Source organism: Rhodococcus sp. 27YEA15, assembly GCF_049739425.1.
In the GTDB taxonomy this organism is placed as follows: Bacteria; Actinomycetota; Actinomycetes; order Mycobacteriales; family Mycobacteriaceae; genus Rhodococcus_F.
In genome coordinates this window covers 459374-475228 of sequence record NZ_JBMHHW010000001.1, presented here as the reverse complement: position 1 = coordinate 475228, position 15855 = coordinate 459374, and the positions used below count along the sequence as shown (strand labels likewise).

Below are 15855 nucleotides of genomic sequence, written 5' to 3'. Positions count from 1 at the left end.
CGTCCTCCATCGGTCCTGGCGGTAGCACCCACACTCGAAACGAAGCGGGTTGCTGCAGCATCATCGAGCCAGGTCTCTCAGCCACTCTGGATGGTCGTTGCAATGTATGCCGCAGCCAACGAGCAAGTCAAATTGCAGTGCACGAATAACATTGGACTACAAGGACACTCAATACATTCACAGTGATCGAAACCGTTGCGCTTCGACAACCCGGGCCGGTGCCGCGACGTACTTTGGTCCGGCCGGTAACGGCCTACCGCCGAGCGGCCGTTACCGGCTCGGCGGCCTCGACCAGACGCTCCGCCCCGCTGTTCGTCTCCTTCAGTTCCGCAGCGGTGAGACCCGGATGTATGTAGGCAGCATTGTTCTTCAAGTTCAGCAGCGCGTTCAGGTGCCATTCGAATCCGCTGTCCGCGAGCTTGTGCGAGGACGACAGCTTGTGATTGCCGGTAGTGGAGGGTACGCCCAGGCACACGCGACAGATGCAAGGCCGAACCGGCGATACCCGCACCCTACATATCCATCCCCCCATACCCATCCTCGGCGGCGTTGAGCATCTCCGCCCCGAGGAGGTCAGCGGCGTCGAAGATCTACTTCGCCTCGGACATGCGACCCTCGGTAACGACGCAGTCGCGCTGTCCCGATATCAGGAACGGCCCTGTCGCCGGGCGCCTGTGCGATGAATCAGTCCCGTGTCCCCGCGACGGTCAGGCCATGCCACGTCACGTCACGTCGCGTAGAAGCGGCTCTCGACGGCAGCGCGGAACTCGTCCTCGGCGTCCCCGAGTTACGGCCGTCGTTGCCGGGCCACCCGGTGACAAGTAGGGCAGATCGCTCACCTGGCGCTCCCACTCGTCGTCGTCATCGCACTGGATCGGCAACGCCCACAAGGAATACGGGCGATATCACTGTCATGTTCCATGCCGACAAGCTCGGCGATCCGTGTGTTCGACTCGCCCTCGGATGCGAGCCCGATGATCCGAGCCCGCTGCGCGATCCCGGCCACGCACCGACCTGGACCGCATCAACGCCGTCACACGCCCCGCACAACCACAGGCGCAACTCGCATACAAAGCAAGTACCGCAGACCAACTGTCCAATTACTTGTCCCACGCCGCACCAGGCGCCTTTCGGGTCTGGTGTCGAGTTCGTGGGCGACCCTTTCGAGGCCTTCGGGACTGCGAATCGAAAGGCTCGATCCTGTCGGAAAATATTGGGGCAGTGCGTCGTTGGTGTTTTGGTTCCCCGTCGTTGCCAGGGTGAGGCTGAATCGCAGAAGTAGACCGGCATGGCCGTGTCCATGGTGAAAGCTTTATGTCCGCCATTGCGCTGCCGTGGCTCAGGTCAGCGAGCCACGCAGATGCGGCAGCGGTTGCCCGATCGCGCCGTGAGCGCCTCGCACATCGCTTCGGCTCCGAGATTGCCAAGTAGGTGTACGAGCATGACGTGGCAGGTGGCGCGTTCGACGAGTGTTCCGATGGTGGAGGTGTGGTTCTTGCCGATGATGAGGTAACCGTCCCAATGGCCGGGTACGGCTCTGTCTTCGATCTCGGCAGGTCAGTCGCTGATCATCACCACCGGGTCGCGGTACCGCGATTGCCGCTGTCGAGCCTGGCGTCGAGACTTCCGGCGGGCAGCGCCCGTGTGCAATGCTGTGCGAAGCTCACGGCGCAGCCCGCCACGACCCGGGATGCAGAGGCAAAGGTAGATCGTTTCGTCGGCCGCGTACATCTGCGGGTTGTCGGGGAAATCGCGCCGCAGGGTCCGGGCGATTTGTTCCACGCTCCACCGACTGCCGGAGCGCCGACGCTTCGTCCTTTGACAATTCACACCGACGATTCTCGCCGCTTCACTGGAGCTGTGCCGCAACGCCACGGGCTCGCAGAACTTCTCGCGTTCTGCATACAAGCGACTCGCCCCTGCACAATTTCACGGTGTGCGCGGATCGAACATCACCTGCAACTCCTGATGAAGTCAGGTGCTGCAAAAATCTCTGGAACCCGGGACAGCTTCCGGCCGAGATACCGAAAAGCCCCGTCCTCGTGTTCATGAAGAACACCGGGAACAGGGCTTGAATTAATGGTGGCCAGGGCCGGGATCGAACCGGCGACCTTCCGCTTTTCAGGCGGACGCTCGTACCAACTGAGCTACCTGGCCGGACGGCACCCGAACCGAATGCCTATCGCACTGCAATGCATTTCCCTTTCATGGGGGAAATACATCACTTTGCGACCCTGACGGGACTCGAACCCGCGACCTCCGCCGTGACAGGGCGGCGCGCTAACCAACTGCGCCACAGGGCCTTGCTTTTTCCTTGCTGTGAAACCGTACTACATCTTCGGGCTGCTCCAAAACCACTGTCCTGGCCTTGCTTTCGAGCATCTCAAAGCTTGTCGTGCGGGTCAAACCATACTACATCGTCTTGCTTGCGCAAAACCGCTTCACTTTCGCAAAGCGTACCCCCTACGGGATTCGAACCCGCGCTACCGCCTTGAAAGGGCGGCGTCCTAGGCCGCTAGACGAAGGGGGCCCGTCGGATCACTCCGAACCAGTACCCCAACGGCGTTCCGTTGGGAGCTTGGATAGCTTATGGCACAGCGCCGGAAAAACCCAAATCGCCAGCTCAGTGGGCATAAAACACGTTCTCAGTCTGCAACGAGGGGTTCGATGGTCGGCCAACCGGTCCGTCGAAACTCCTCCAGCCACTCCGGCGAAGCCATGGCGTCGAGAATGACTTCGAGTGACTCTTCGAACCACTCCGCGATGTGCCCGCTGTTCGCGATCAGATCAGCCATGTAGCGACGCCCTGCCAGGCTTGCCGCCAAGACCCGAGTGAACTTCGCCGGATCCACCCCGTCTCGAAGCAACCCTTCGCTCTGTGCCCGGGTGGCCAGCGCGTGAGCAGTTCGACCCCACACCTGCCCGCCACCGGACTGCACGTCTGCGTAGAACTCGGGCTCGATGATCAGCCGGAACTCCGCCTGGACGATGACATCGGAGCGGAACAGCTCGGCGATGTCGAGAACCAGACCGTGCAGAACGACGAACGGATCCAGATCCGTCCTCGCGGACCATCGCTCGGTGATTTCGCCGAACGAGTCGATCGCCGAGGTCAGGACCGCTCGCGCCAGATCCTCCTTCGACTGGAAATGGAAGTACATCGCGCCCTTGGTCGCGCGAGAACCTTCCAGGATCGTGTTGACCGACGCCGCCGCGTATCCACGCTTGGCGAACTCGATTGCGGCCGCTTCGACCAGACTGGCGCGGGTACGCCGCGCACGCTCTTGTTGACGTGCCATTGACGGTGCTATGCCTCTCACAGTTGACGACCGGTGAATCCAGGCATTTCAAGACCCGTATCCCCCTAAACCTCACAATATCCCCTCAAGAATGGCCTACGCGAGGATTGCGTACCACCTAATCCGCTCCGACCTCGGAGTTGAATCGGGGCCCATCACCAGTTCAGCCGGCGCTCCGGTGCGACACAGCCGCGGTCCCGCACCTGCACACCTGCCAACCTGCGCTCGATATAGACAACCAAGTTGATATAAATAAACAGTATTTTTGCTCACATAGGCTTCATTTTATGAAAAGTAGACAGCTAAACTGCCTAAGGTAGCGTTCGAGCGAAGGGGCCCTCATGCCAACACCAGCCGACAGTCTGTGGGAGGACTTCAGCGTCTTCATCCGGCGCCTGCGCACCAAACGCAGCGACCACTCGTTGACCCCCAGCCAGATGCAAGCTCTCGGTCATCTACACCGGCAAGGCGCCATGACTGCGCGATCCCTCGCGCACTTCGAACAGGTCACACCTCAATCGATAGCCAAAACCGTCGCCGCACTCGAAGAACAGCATCTGGTAGGCAGACGATCCGACCCGTCCGACGGACGAGCGATCCTGATCAGCCTCACCGACCTCGGTACGGCGACTCTCCTCGAAGACCGAGCACGTCGCACCGAGTGGCTGAGCGCAGTCATCGATGCCGAATGCACCGAAGCCGAACGCGACCTACTCGTGATCGCCGGCCGCCTGTTGCGCCGACTCGGCGAAGACTCGTCCTTACCCGAAACTCCCGAGGAGTCACTGATGAACTCGTGACCACTGTCGCCACCACCCCACCCGCCCAGACCACGGTCCCACTCCGCCTGAGTCTCGCACTCGGCTCCGGTACCGTCCTGCAGCCACTCAACTCCTCGATGATCGCAGTGGCGATCGTCCCCATCGCCACCCATTTCGGCTCGAGCTCCGGAACCGCCTGGGTCATCTCGGCCCTCTACATCGCCACCGCCGTCACCGCACCAGCAGCCGGACGCCTCGGATCCATTCTCGGCGCGAAACGGGTGTATCTGACCGGTCTCGGACTGATCGCCGCGGGCGCGATCCTCGGATCACTGGCACCGTCACTGGGTTGGCTCATCGCAGCGCGCGTCCTACTCGGCATCGGCACAGCCACTCAGTACCCGAACGCCATGACCGTCATACGCGCGTACGCAGACCAACACAATTCCGAAACACGCTCGGCAATAGCAACTCTCACCATCTGCGCCCAGTCCGTCGTCGCTTTCGGCCCCACTCTGGGCGGACTCCTGGTCGGCATCCTCGGATGGCAATCCATCATGTGGATCAACCTGCCCCTCGTCGCCGTGACAGCACTCTGGGTGTTACTCGCCGCCCCCAAGGATCAACGACCACCCACGCGTGAACGCGGCTCGTCGCTGATCCGATCACTCGACCCCGTGGGAATCCTGCTGTTCCTGGCGGTAACCACCTCGACGATGCTGCTGCTGCTCTCACTCGTCGATCACCCCAAGTGGTACCTGATACCGGCCGTCGTCGTCTCCGGAGCCCTGTTCGTCCTGTGGGAACGCCGGACGGAATCCGCATTCATCGACGTGCGAGCACTGGCCCGAAACCGCGCCCTGAGCATGACCCTCGGCCGGACCCTGCTGACCTACACCGCCTTCTACAGCGTGTTCTTCGGTCTGCCTCAATGGCTACAGGGCGCTCGCGGGATGTCACCCATGCACGCCGGTCTACTGATGCTGCCGGTTGCCGCAGTGGGCATCGTCTCGACCATCACGGCCTCCCAGACGTACGGACGGTTCGGCGCTCGCGTCACGCTACTGATCGGGACCGCCGCCTTGACCGTCGGCGCCCTCGTCCTCACCTTCGTCGAATCGAGCAGCACACCGGTGGTGGCACTCCTGCTCGTCGCCGCGGTCCTCGGTATTCCCAACGGCTTCAACAACATGGGAAATCAGAATCTCGTCAACTCGGTCAGTAGTTCCGCAGACGTCGGAACCGCAATCGGCCTGTACCGCACCATCCAGTACATCGGGGCCAATCTCGCGGCCGTCGTCGTCGAACTGACCATGCGAGGAACACCCGACGACGCGGGTTTGCACCGCACCGGTGGAGCCATCCTGATCATCGGAATCGTGCTTCTGGTGGGGGTGGTGTTTTCCCGGACACTGCGGGCCCGTTAGACTCTGCGCCGCGCCCCTATAGCTCAGTTGGTAGAGCTACGGACTTTTAATCCGCAGGTCGTAGGTTCGAGTCCTACTGGGGGCACAAAGACCTGATCAGGCACATTGCCTGGTCAGGTTTTCTTGTTTCGGTGGCCGCGCCAACAGATCTTGACAGCTCAGCCGGTCCTCCGACCAACAGCTCGAGCGGTAGGCGATCTGCGAAGATCGGGGCGTGTGCGGAAACCATCCGCCGCAGACTTGTCCGGAAGAGAGCAAATCACAACCGTCGACCACCCGTTCCGGCGTAACGTGCGCAGTTCAGGTTCACAACATCCGCCTTCGACCTTTCGAGGAGTTCCATGAATCTCGCCGAGGCCCGCGCCGAATTCGCCAAGCTGCGCACTCTGGACAGTGACGTCGACACCGCCGAGCTCGACCTGATCTGGGCAGCGCTCGACACCGTCACCGCAACCGAGATCCTCGGCGAATGGCGAGGTGACGACTTCGCCACCGGGCACCGACTCCACGACAAGCTGGTTGCTAGCCGGTGGTACGGGAAGACCTTTCACTCACTCTCCGATGCAAAACCGTTGATCTGCCGCGACGAAGACGGAAACCTCTTCTCCGACATCAAGAGTGGCGGCGGCGAAGCCAGCCTGTGGAACATCGAGTTCCGGGGCGAGGTCACCGCGACGATGGTCTACGACGGAGCCCCGATCTTCGACCACTTCAAACGCGTCGACGACACCACCCTGATGGGGATCATGAACGGCAAGTCCGGGCTCGTCCTCGACGACGGAAAGCACTACTACTTCCTACTCGAACGACCCTGATCAGCTCGGATCGTTCTTCGGCAATTCGGGTTCCGGAATCGCCGCCGCAGGCCTCGGCTGAGCGTCTCGCGTGCGTTCGCCACGGATGTTGTCGAGTTCCTTGCCGCGCTTATCGTACCGGTAACCGAGATAGACGATACCGAGGAACAGCACGGCACCGATGATCGCGCCGAGCAGCGAAGCACCCCGGAAACCGGGAGCGTCGGTATCGAGTGTGCGTTGACCGGCGTGCGCTGCGTTGCCGCTACCGAGCACGATGGTCAAGGTCAGCAGGTTGGGGAGCGCGAAGATCACACCGAGCACCAGCGACGCGATCTGTACCACCCGCGCGTACTTGAACCGGCGCACCTGCCAGACCGCACGGAAGAACATCAGCGGAACCAAGGTGCAGACCAGCCCGAACATCAGCCCCCAGGCGATACCTGCCGAGAACGTCTTGCCGCCGAGCGAACCGACCCGCTGCGACCACCAACGCGGCAGGAACGCCGACAGGATGAAGTACGCGATGATCAACGCCACCACCACTCCGGCGATCGCGATGGCCTTCTTCGCCCACGGCGGCATGCCGGTTGTGGCGGTGGCCGGTGATGTCTCCGGTGTCGTCATGAGCATTCCTCGTCTCGTCTGGGGCGCTTGAATGGGTGCACTGACGAATCTAATGCCTCCCGCCTGCCGATCTCCGTCCCGAAGACATTCCGGCTCGTCGATTCCTTCAGACCCGAGCGAAGCACCCCGTGCACCACTAGGCTCGACCGCGACCGCATCATCGAACTCCAATCCCTCGGGGAGAGTGACGTGCGCACATTCGTTCACCTGGTACTTCTGGTCTGCGGCGTAGCCGTGGCCGTGGGTTCGTTCATGTCCGTTCTGTCTGGGGTACGCCCCGGCAACGTCCGGTTGGAAGAACTTCGGGACGGATTCGGGGACGTCGGCTCCCTCGCCCAGTTGGGTGATCAATCCGTGACGTTCTACCGTTCGATGGCGGTCGTGCTTCTCGGTGCCGCTGTCTTGATACTCGTCGCGGCGCTGTTCGGGTCGCGGATCGCAGCGTGGCTGGGAATCATCGTCGGCCTGGGCGCCCTGGGAACGTTCTACTACCGGGTGAACGACGAGTTCGACAATCTCGTCCGAGAGAGCTACTCGACGGTTCTGACCAACCAGACGGGTTTCATCCTGGTAGCCGGTGGCCTGGTGCTGGCTCTTCTCGCCTGCCTGGTTCCTCGGGACAAAGTTCACTAAAACACCTTCTGGCAACCTGAGGGTTACCGGCAGCGTAGATCTTCACTACTCTCTGGACCAGTCGGGTACTGACGGCAGTACCCCGAAAGAAGTAAGGGCACCGATGGCATCGCTCGACGACCTCCTCACTCACATCCCGATCGACCAGATCGCGCAGCGACTCGGCGTGGATCAGGCAACCGCCGAATCGGCGGTCAGGTCAGCTCTCCCTACACTTGTCGGCGGCCTCGGCGCCAACGCCCAGGACCCGTCGGGGGCCGCGTCGCTGACGAGCGCCCTCGCCTCCCACGCCAACGCCACGATCCTCGACGACGGTGTGGACATCTCCAAAGTCGACACCCAGGACGGGCAGAAGATCGTCTCGAACATCTTCGGCAGCAACAGCGATCAGGTCGCCAGCACTCTAGGTAGCGTCGGCGGCGGTAACGACCTGGTGAAGCAGCTTCTTCCGATCCTGGCACCCATCGTGCTGGCCTACTTGGCCAAGCAGTTCACCGGCGGCGGAGCCCCGGCCGGGGCGCAGGCATCGGGTGGCTCCGGTGGCGGCATCGGAGACTTGCTCGGCGGACTCCTCGGCGGCGGCAACTCCGGTGGCGGCGGAATCGGCGGTGCACTGGGCGGACTGCTCGGCGGTTCCGGCGGTGGCATCGGAGACCTCCTCGGCGGATTGCTCGGCGGCGGAAAGAAGTAATACCCCGAAGTGAACAGGTGACGGTGAACCCGATCGTTCACCGTCACCTGCCGCTCGTCGTCCGTCGTTCGGATCGGAACATCATCACAGTCAGAACCAGAGCCACCGCCAGGAGCGAGCCGACAAACGTGCTCACCCCGATCCAGCCGAATCCGCTGTAGGCCAGACCGGCGAGTGCGCCCGCCACCGACGAACCCGCATAGTAGGAAAAGAGATACAGTGCGGACGCCTCCGCCCGGTGATGCTTCGCGCGCCTGCCTACCCAACCGCTCGCCACGGCGTGCGCACCGAAGAAGCCGCCGGTGAAGAGCAACATTCCCATCAGCGTCAGCGCCAGAACATCCGGGATCGTCAGCACCAGCCCGACGCCGGCCACCACCACCGCGCCCAGGAGAACCCGTCCGCGCCCCAGCCGATCCGACGCCGCGCCCGCTGCGGCCGAGGTATAGGTGCCGGCGAGATATATCACGAACACCATCCCGACCACCGCTTCCGACAATCCGAACGGTGCTGCGCTCAAACGGAATCCGATGAAGTTGTAGACGGAGACAAAACCACCCATCAGGATGAAACCGAGCGCGAAGAGAATGCGTAGCGACGAATCAGACAGGTGTTCACGAAGATTGGTGAAAATCTTCGACGGCGAAACGGCCTGCGGGTGGAAAAATCGTGACCGCGGCAACGTCCGAACCATGACGAGCGCAAATACCAGCGCGAGTGCGGCTGCGGCGCTCATCGCCCACCGCCACGAGCTGACGTCGAGCACCGCCGACGGTATCAATCTGCCGACGAGGCCACCGATCGTGGTACCGGCGACGTAACGCCCCATCGCCGCCCCGAGATCGTGTGGATGGATCTCCTCCGCCAGATATGCCATTGCCACTGCTGGGATTCCGGCGAGCGCAACTCCCTGCAGAGTGCGTCCGACCAGCAGCACTTCGACGGTGGGACTGAGTGGGAGTAAGAGTCCGATCAGCGCCGACGCGAGCGCGGACGCGATCATCACGCGCGTCCGCCCGAACCGCTCGGACAGCGAGCTTGCCGGGACGATCGCCAATGCCAGCATTCCGGTGGTCACGGACACCGACAGCGCGGACACCGTCGGCGAGACGTCGAATCCGTCAGCCAAGGCAGGTAGCAGGGCCTGCGCGGAGTACATCGAGATGAACGTGGTCAACCCGGCAGCGAACAGCGAGAGAGTCACCGTCCGATATCCGGGTGATCCGCGCCGATGCGGGGCCACCACGTTCGCGTCGATTGTCGATCCAGTACTCATCCGGCACCTCCGGACTGGATCTTCTCGCACTGGTGCTGCAATGAAAAATGCATGAACGTTCCCGTTCATATGCGTCAGAGGCATATAGCGTGGAACGATGATGTTGACCGACGATCTCGAGTGGTTCGTGATGCTCGCCGAAACCCAGCACGTCACTGCGACGTCGGACATGACCCGAATCTCACAACCCACGCTCTCCCGGAAACTCGCCCGGCTGGAGAAGCAGATCGGAGTACCTCTCTTCGATCGCCACGGACGTCGACTCACGCTCAACGCCTACGGCCGAATCCTCTACGACCACGCCAAACCTGCCCTCCGCTCCCTCACCGCCGCGCAGAACTACATCGAGGCCCTCGCCGGCCCGAACGGCGGCACCGTTCGTCTGGATTTCCTCCATTCCTTCGGAACGTGGCTGATCCCACGGATGCTCCGCAACTATCGCGCCGACCATCCGGGCGTGCATTTCGAACTCCACCAGGACGCCGCAGCACTACTCGGGGAGCGGGTTGCCTGTGGTCGATCCGATCTTGCCGTCGTCTCCCCCGAACCCCGAAGCGCTCACCTGTCGTGGGCGCCGATAGCCGTACAGACCCTCGCCCTCGCCGTCCCGTCAGACCACAGGTTCGCCACGGCTGCGACCATCGACCTGATCGACGCGGCCGACGAATCGTTCATCGGAATGCACGAGAATTTCGGGATGCGACGAATTCTCGACGAACTCTGCGCAACAGCAGGATTTACCCCTCGGCTCGTGTTCGAGAGCAGCGAACTGGCCACGATCGGCGGGCTGGTGTCCGCCGGACTCGGCGTCGCCGTCATGCCGGTGCAAGTTCCCCCGCTCTGGCCGGACGGAGTCGTGCACGTTCCCATCACCGGCGCAACGCGCGCCATCGGCCTGGTCTGGCCCACGAACCGGACCCTGTCGGTCCCGGCCGAGCAGTTCCGGGCGTTCGCATCCACGACCGAATGGACGTGAACGACAGGCACCGCGACGCCTGCGCACGTATCCTCGACAGTCGAGCGTCGACGTACGCTCCAATTAGCCGGCTATGATCCGGTAACTGTCACGACCCGGGGGGGAAATCATGACCGACAACTCAAACCTACGGTACCGTAGGGTAGGTCCGAGGCGGGCAGTCACTCAATCTGGAGGCAAGCAATGACGAGGATTCTGACGCAGCTGGAGCTGCTTCGAGAATTGCAGCCCGTTGCCGAGGACAACGTCAACAGACACCTCTCCATGGCAAAGGAGTGGCACCCACACGACTACGTTCCGTGGGACGAAGGACGCAACTTCGCCGCAATGGGGGGCGAGGACTGGGAGATCGGGCAGTCTCAGCTCGGCGAGGTGGCCCGCGCCGCGATGATCACCAATCTGCTGACCGAGGACAATCTGCCCTCGTATCACCGCGAGATCGCCGAGAACTTCTCCCAAGACGGCGCCTGGGGCACCTGGGTCGGCAGATGGACCGCCGAGGAAAACCGGCACGGCATCGTCATGCGTGACTATCTGGTGGTCACCCGTGCCGTGGATCCCGTCGAACTCGAGCGCTTCCGCATGGAACACATGACCAACGGCTACAGCGCGCCCGTCGCCGACGGCGATGTCGGTCTACTCCACTCCGTCGCGTACGTGACGTTCCAGGAACTCGCCACGCGGGTCAGTCATCGCAACACCGGCAAAGCGTGTGCCGAACCCGTGGCGGACAAGATGCTCCAGCGAATCGCTGCCGACGAGAACCTGCACATGATCTTCTACCGAAACATCTGTGATGCGGCTCTCGATCTGGCCCCCGACCAGGCGCTGACCGCCGTCTCCAACATCGTGCAGAACTTCCAGATGCCCGGCGCGGGCATGCCGAACTTCCGCCGCAACGGCGCCTTGATGGCCAAGCACGGAATCTACGATCTCCGACAGCACCTCGACGAGGTCGTCTGGCCCGTCCTGCGTAAATGGAAGATCTTCGAACGCAACGATTTCAGCGCTCTGGGTGAAAACAAGCGCGAGGAACTTGCCGCTTTCCTGGAAACCCTCGCCGCCCAGGCGACCAAGTTCGAGGAGCAGCGCGACCGCATGCTCGCCCGCGAAGCCGCCAAGCGCGAACAGCAGGCCTCTTAGAATTACCCGCTATTGTGTGCCCGGTACCGGATTCGGTGCCGGGCACACCCCGTTGTCACAAACATTTGTCCAGAGGTAGTCATGTCATCCCTGCGTATAGGTTCACTCGAGCTGCACAGCCCCGTCGTGCTCGCCCCCATGGCGGGCGTCACCAACGTGGCATTCCGCACGCTGTGCCGTGAACTCGAACTCCAACGAGCCGGCAGTACGTCAGGCCTGTACGTCTGCGAGATGGTCACCGCCCGCGCACTGGTCGAACGCCAACCCGCCACTTTGCACATGACCACCTTCGGGCCCACCGAGACACCGCGATCCCTGCAGCTCTACACCGTGGATCCGGACACGACCTACGCCGCGGCCAAGATGATCGTCGACGAGAACATGGCCGACCACATCGACATGAACTTCGGTTGCCCCGTCCCCAAGGTCACCCGCAAAGGCGGCGGCTCCGCCCTCCCCTACAAGCGTCGACTGTTCGGCCAGATCGTCGCTGCCGCGGTACGCGCCACCGAAGGCACCGACATTCCGGTGACCGTCAAGATGCGCATCGGTATCGATCCCGAACATCACACCCACCTGGACGCGGGACGTATTGCCGCAGCCGAAGGCGCGGCCGCCGTCGCGCTGCACGCCCGCACGGCATCGCAGCGCTACTCCGGTACGGCGGACTGGAACGAGATCGCCCGGCTCAAGGAACACGTCACCGATGTCCCGGTACTCGGTAACGGTGACATCTTCGACGCCGCCGACGCCGCTCGCATGATGGACCAGACCGGGTGTGACGGCGTCGTCGTCGGACGCGGCTGCCTCGGCCGCCCCTGGTTGTTCGCCGAACTCAGCGCCGCACTCAACGGCAATCCCATTCCCACCCCTCCGACGCTCGGTGAGGTCACCACGATCGTGGCCAGGCACGCCCGGCTGCTGGCCGACCATCACGGCGAGATGAAGGGTTTGCGTGAACTGCGCAAGCACGTCTCCTGGTATCTGCGCGGATTCCCCGTGGGCTCGGACCTGCGAGTGGCGATGGCGTTGGTGAGCACACTCGGCGAGCTGGACGATCTCCTCGGCCAACTCGACCATGACGTGCCGTTCCCCAAAGACGCGGAAGGCCCTCGTGGCCGTCAAGGTTCACCAGGCCAGGTGGCACTACCCGACGGCTGGCTCGACGACCCGGAGGACGATCTCGTTCCGGTCGGTGCGGACATGATGCACTCCGGCGGCTGAACACACGCCGCCCACGGGCCTTGTCGGGTGAACATCTCGGGATTGCCCAGTAACATAGCCGCAGCTTCACAACACGGCCGCAGCTTCGTCGGCGTCTCCGCCGGCACCGAGCGCGCACGTGAACGAATAACGAACAGTCGACGACGGGACAGGTTGCATCGGTGGGTGACGATCACGACTCGGGCCCGTCGCAGCCCGAGAGCCGAGCGCCGTGGGAGCGCCCGTTAGCTGATCAGCGCTATCGCCGAGCCCGATCGTTGCGCGCTCAGGGGTCTCCGAAAGCTCCTCGGACGCCGCCGCCGCCACCACCCCCGATGCCGCCGTTGCCCCTGACTCCGCAATCTCGAGCGTCCGAGCCCCACGACGCCGACCCCACCGACGAGGCCGTCTCCGTCGCCGAACTGGTCAAACGCGTAGCCGACCGACCACCCTCTCGCGAGAACGTCAGCTCTGCCGAACTTCGACGTCGTGCGCCCGCAGCACCGACTGCCGCCGAATGGACAGCTTCGAACCAGCCGGACACCGCTGCTCCGCACACCGTCGCCGACGCCGGTGGCACCCGCCTTGCCCAGAGCAAGATCCGCCGTCGGAAACGAATGAAACTGGCCGCCAGAACAGCAGTGGCATTCGCCGCGGTCATGGCGCTGACGTTGACCGGGGTCGTCTGGGGTTACCTTCGCACCACCGAAGGAAAATTCGATCAGATCGCCGCGCTGGACACGGACTCCGACGACATCGTCGACGCGCTCGGACAACTCGGAGACGAAACGTATCTCATCGTCGGCACCGACACTCGCGCCGGAGCGAGCGGCGAAGTCGGTGCCGGAACCGTCGAGGACGCCGAAGGCGCCCGCGCCGACACCGTCATGCTGGTCAACATTCCCGCAGACCGTAGCCGCGTCGTCGCCGTGTCCTTTCCACGTGACCTCGACGTCGAGCGCCCGACCTGCCAGGGCTGGGACAACGACGCCGGCAAGTACACGACCGACACGTATCCGTCGGCGAGCGGCGACAAACTGAATGCAACGTACGCCCTGGGTGGACCGAAATGCCTGGTCAAGGTGATTCAGAAGTTGTCCGGATTGAAGATCGGTCACTTCGTCGGAATGGATTTCGCCGGATTCGAACGCATGGTGGACACGGTCGGCGGCGTGGATATCTGCTCTCCCAGTCCCATCGAGGACGGAATACTCGGCACCGTGCTGGCCAGCGGGGGCAATCAAACCCTCGACGGTCGGACCGCCCTGAACTACGTCCGCGCGCGGCACGTGGACACCGAGGGCAACGGCGACTACGGGCGGATCACCCGACAGCAGAAGTTCCTCTCGGCTCTGCTCCGGTCGGCATTGTCGAACAACGTCCTCCTCAATCCCGGCAAACTGAACGGATTCATCAACGCGTTCACCAGTGACACCTTCGTCGAGAACATCGACACCAAATCCCTCGTCGTCCTGGGCCGCTCCTTGCAGAATGTCGACGCCGGCGCGGTCACGTTCTTGACCGTGCCGACGGACGGAACCAACGACTGGGGAAACGAGATACCTCGCACGAGTGAGATCAAAGCCTTGTTCCAGGCGATCATCGACGACGACCCTCTACCCGGCGAAGATCGGGACACCTCCGAGGACACCCGCGAGGACACCTCCGAACAGGCATCACCTGCGCCGCCTTCCACCTCCGTGTCGGCGATGAGTGCGTACAACATCTCGGTCGACGTCTCGAATGCTTCGGGTATCTCCGGCCTCGCACGAACTGCAGCGGACAATCTGGCCAACTACGGATTTCACATCTCGACGGTGGGAAATTTCAGCGCGATCACCGGAGTCGCCAACAGACCGTCCGTCGGCACCGTCGTTCGCTATGCGGCAGGCTACGAGTCCGAGGCCGCGACCGTTGCATCCGCGATCCCCGGGTCGACTCTCGTTCTGGCACCGAGTATGGGCGAGATGATCGAGGTAGTCGTCGGAAGTGATTTCACCGGCGACGTGGTTCAGCCGGCCGGTGCCGGAGTGTTGCTGACCGCGAGCCCGACCTCGGTCGATACGAGCGCTGCGACGGTTCTGCCGGCAGATTTGGCGAGCGTGAATGCAGGCGACACCACCTGCGCGTGAGAACGGGTTCATTCACCTCTCGTTCACCTGTCGCTTGTGAGGTGGTCGTACTCGACCCGTAGTCTTTGGCCTCATGCGCGTCGCTTACAACGAACAGATGACCGAGCTTGCAGACTCGCTCGGCGAGATGGCGGGACTGGCGGGTGTGGCCATGGAGCGTGCCACCCAGTCCCTTCTCCAAGCTGACCTGTCCTTGGCTGAGCAGGTTATCGGCGATCACGACAAGATCACCGAACTCAGCACTATCTGCGAGGAACGCGCCTTCGCGTTGCTCGCCCTACAGGCCCCAGTTGCCGGCGATTTGCGATCGGTCGTCAGTGGCATTCAGATCGTGGCGGACATCGATCGAATGGGCGCGCTCGCCCTGCACGTCGCCAAGATCGCTCGCCGCCGCCACCCGAACCACGTCCTTCCGGAAATCGTGAACGGATACTTCGCGGAAATGGGACGTATCGCCGTGTCCATCGGGGCTGCGGCAAAGCTCGTTCTCGAAACCCGCGACCCCGAGCGTGCCGCTCGTCTGCGGGAAGAGGACGAGGCCATGGACGATCTGCACCGACATCTGTTCACCGTCCTGATGGACCGTGAGTGGAAGTACGGTGTCGCTGCGGCTGTCGACGTCACCCTGCTCGGACGCTTCTACGAGCGGTTCGCCGATCACGCGGTCGAGGTCGGACGCCGTGTCATCTTCCTGGTGACCGGGAAGCTGCCCGAAGAACCGGAGTCCATCGAGAAGGCGGACCGACTCACCGCGTACCCGGAGAACTGATTCGTCCCACTCGACACCGAAGGCGACCGCGCAGGCAGCGCGGTCGCCTTTTTCCATCTCACGCGAGCGGCCGGCGGTGACGCGGCCGGGTGGACGCCGTGGCACCCGGTGGCGGACCACCGGA

The 15855-nt window shown here is 63.0% G+C and carries 15 protein-coding genes, 4 tRNA genes and 1 riboswitch; of the genes, 11 read left to right on the top strand and 8 right to left on the bottom strand.

The features are described from left to right. Nucleotides 1-3 precede the first annotated feature (3 nt). Nucleotides 4-97: riboswitch (SAM riboswitch) on the bottom strand. A 156-nt stretch (nucleotides 98-253) separates the two neighbouring features. The 6 genes from ABH922_RS02225 to ABH922_RS02200 all read right to left on the bottom strand — a co-directional run bounded on the left by ABH922_RS02225 (nucleotide 254) and on the right by ABH922_RS02200 (nucleotide 3299). Continuing rightward, nucleotides 254-475: a hypothetical protein gene (locus ABH922_RS02225; protein ID WP_424805375.1), complete on the bottom strand. Its 222-nt coding sequence runs from the start codon at nucleotides 473-475 to the stop codon at nucleotides 254-256. A gap of 1082 nt (nucleotides 476-1557) precedes the next feature. After that, complete coding sequence (locus ABH922_RS02220) at nucleotides 1558-1782, bottom strand: hypothetical protein (protein ID WP_424805374.1); 225 nt, start codon at nucleotides 1780-1782, stop codon at nucleotides 1558-1560. 298 nt (nucleotides 1783-2080) lie between these two features. Continuing rightward, nucleotides 2081-2157 (bottom strand) — tRNA-Phe (locus ABH922_RS02215). Nucleotides 2158-2229: 72 nt separating this feature from the next. Next, nucleotides 2230-2303: transfer RNA gene (locus ABH922_RS02210), tRNA-Asp, on the bottom strand. 154 nt (nucleotides 2304-2457) lie between these two features. Further along, nucleotides 2458-2530: transfer RNA gene (locus tag ABH922_RS02205), tRNA-Glu, on the bottom strand. 115 nt (nucleotides 2531-2645) lie between these two features. Continuing rightward, nucleotides 2646-3299, bottom strand: coding sequence for a TetR family transcriptional regulator (locus ABH922_RS02200; protein ID WP_424805373.1), 654 nt, complete (start codon nucleotides 3297-3299; stop codon nucleotides 2646-2648). 341 nt (nucleotides 3300-3640) lie between these two features. Here ABH922_RS02200 and ABH922_RS02195 point away from each other — a divergent pair, with 341 nt between their 5' ends. From ABH922_RS02195 to ABH922_RS02180, 4 genes are all read left to right on the top strand, one after another. After that, entirely contained in the window at nucleotides 3641-4099 is a 459-nt protein-coding gene (locus ABH922_RS02195) for a MarR family winged helix-turn-helix transcriptional regulator (protein ID WP_424805372.1), read from the top strand. After that, nucleotides 4096-5487, top strand: coding sequence for an MFS transporter (locus ABH922_RS02190; protein WP_424805371.1), 1392 nt, complete (start codon nucleotides 4096-4098; stop codon nucleotides 5485-5487). The genes ABH922_RS02195 and ABH922_RS02190 overlap by 4 nt, the downstream gene beginning before the upstream one ends. Nucleotides 5488-5499: 12 nt before the next feature. Next, nucleotides 5500-5572 (top strand) — tRNA-Lys (locus ABH922_RS02185). 256 nt (nucleotides 5573-5828) lie between these two features. After that, nucleotides 5829-6302 (top strand): DUF4334 domain-containing protein, encoded by a 474-nt coding sequence (locus ABH922_RS02180; protein WP_424805370.1) that lies wholly within the window; start codon nucleotides 5829-5831, stop codon nucleotides 6300-6302. Here the strand turns inward: ABH922_RS02180 and ABH922_RS02175 are convergent, their stop codons facing one another. Further along, nucleotides 6303-6908, bottom strand: coding sequence for a hypothetical protein (locus tag ABH922_RS02175; protein WP_424805369.1), 606 nt, complete (start codon nucleotides 6906-6908; stop codon nucleotides 6303-6305). Between the two features lie 189 nt (nucleotides 6909-7097). Here ABH922_RS02175 and ABH922_RS02170 point away from each other — a divergent pair, with 189 nt between their 5' ends. Together ABH922_RS02170 and ABH922_RS02165 are read left to right on the top strand one after the other, a co-directional pair. Further along, entirely contained in the window at nucleotides 7098-7541 is a 444-nt protein-coding gene (locus tag ABH922_RS02170; RefSeq protein ID WP_424805368.1) for a hypothetical protein, read from the top strand. A gap of 103 nt (nucleotides 7542-7644) precedes the next feature. Next, nucleotides 7645-8232: a DUF937 domain-containing protein gene (locus tag ABH922_RS02165; RefSeq protein ID WP_424805367.1), complete on the top strand. Its 588-nt coding sequence runs from the start codon at nucleotides 7645-7647 to the stop codon at nucleotides 8230-8232. A gap of 43 nt (nucleotides 8233-8275) precedes the next feature. Here the strand turns inward: ABH922_RS02165 and ABH922_RS02160 are convergent, their stop codons facing one another. Then, the gene (locus ABH922_RS02160; RefSeq protein WP_424805366.1) at nucleotides 8276-9508 is read right to left on the bottom strand and encodes an MFS transporter; all 1233 of its coding nucleotides are present in this window, start codon (nucleotides 9506-9508) and stop codon (nucleotides 8276-8278) included. A gap of 97 nt (nucleotides 9509-9605) precedes the next feature. Between ABH922_RS02160 and ABH922_RS02155 the strand changes: the two genes are divergently transcribed. From ABH922_RS02155 to phoU, 5 genes are all read left to right on the top strand, one after another. After that, complete coding sequence (locus ABH922_RS02155; protein WP_424805365.1) at nucleotides 9606-10484, top strand: LysR family transcriptional regulator; 879 nt, start codon at nucleotides 9606-9608, stop codon at nucleotides 10482-10484. A 183-nt stretch (nucleotides 10485-10667) separates the two neighbouring features. Beyond that, nucleotides 10668-11627, top strand: a complete 960-nt coding sequence (locus ABH922_RS02150; RefSeq protein WP_424805364.1) for an acyl-ACP desaturase — start codon at nucleotides 10668-10670, stop codon at nucleotides 11625-11627. Nucleotides 11628-11708: 81 nt separating this feature from the next. Beyond that, nucleotides 11709-12851, top strand: a complete 1143-nt coding sequence (gene dusB, locus ABH922_RS02145) for a tRNA dihydrouridine synthase DusB (RefSeq protein WP_424805363.1) — start codon at nucleotides 11709-11711, stop codon at nucleotides 12849-12851. Nucleotides 12852-13012: 161 nt separating this feature from the next. Next, nucleotides 13013-14962, top strand: a complete 1950-nt coding sequence (locus tag ABH922_RS02140; RefSeq protein WP_424805362.1) for an LCP family protein — start codon at nucleotides 13013-13015, stop codon at nucleotides 14960-14962. A gap of 73 nt (nucleotides 14963-15035) precedes the next feature. Beyond that, complete coding sequence (gene phoU, locus ABH922_RS02135; RefSeq protein WP_424805361.1) at nucleotides 15036-15731, top strand: phosphate signaling complex protein PhoU; 696 nt, start codon at nucleotides 15036-15038, stop codon at nucleotides 15729-15731. Nucleotides 15732-15855 lie beyond the last annotated feature (124 nt).

What these genes read in the sequence shown, in the direction of transcription:
- dusB (WP_424805363.1), top strand. Translation starts at nt 11,709, where the DNA reads ATGTCATCCCTGCGTATAGGTTCACTCGAGCTGCACAGCCCCGTCGTG.
- ABH922_RS02165 (WP_424805367.1), top strand. Translation starts at nt 7,645, where the DNA reads ATGGCATCGCTCGACGACCTCCTCACTCACATCCCGATCGACCAGATC.
- phoU (WP_424805361.1), top strand. Translation starts at nt 15,036, where the DNA reads ATGCGCGTCGCTTACAACGAACAGATGACCGAGCTTGCAGACTCGCTC.
- ABH922_RS02195 (WP_424805372.1), top strand. Translation starts at nt 3,641, where the DNA reads ATGCCAACACCAGCCGACAGTCTGTGGGAGGACTTCAGCGTCTTCATC.
- ABH922_RS02175 (WP_424805369.1), bottom strand. Translation starts at nt 6,908, where the DNA reads ATGACGACACCGGAGACATCACCGGCCACCGCCACAACCGGCATGCCG.
- ABH922_RS02200 (WP_424805373.1), bottom strand. Translation starts at nt 3,299, where the DNA reads ATGGCACGTCAACAAGAGCGTGCGCGGCGTACCCGCGCCAGTCTGGTC.
- ABH922_RS02160 (WP_424805366.1), bottom strand. Translation starts at nt 9,508, where the DNA reads ATGAGTACTGGATCGACAATCGACGCGAACGTGGTGGCCCCGCATCGG.
- ABH922_RS02150 (WP_424805364.1), top strand. Translation starts at nt 10,668, where the DNA reads ATGACGAGGATTCTGACGCAGCTGGAGCTGCTTCGAGAATTGCAGCCC.
- ABH922_RS02155 (WP_424805365.1), top strand. Translation starts at nt 9,606, where the DNA reads ATGATGTTGACCGACGATCTCGAGTGGTTCGTGATGCTCGCCGAAACC.
- ABH922_RS02180 (WP_424805370.1), top strand. Translation starts at nt 5,829, where the DNA reads ATGAATCTCGCCGAGGCCCGCGCCGAATTCGCCAAGCTGCGCACTCTG.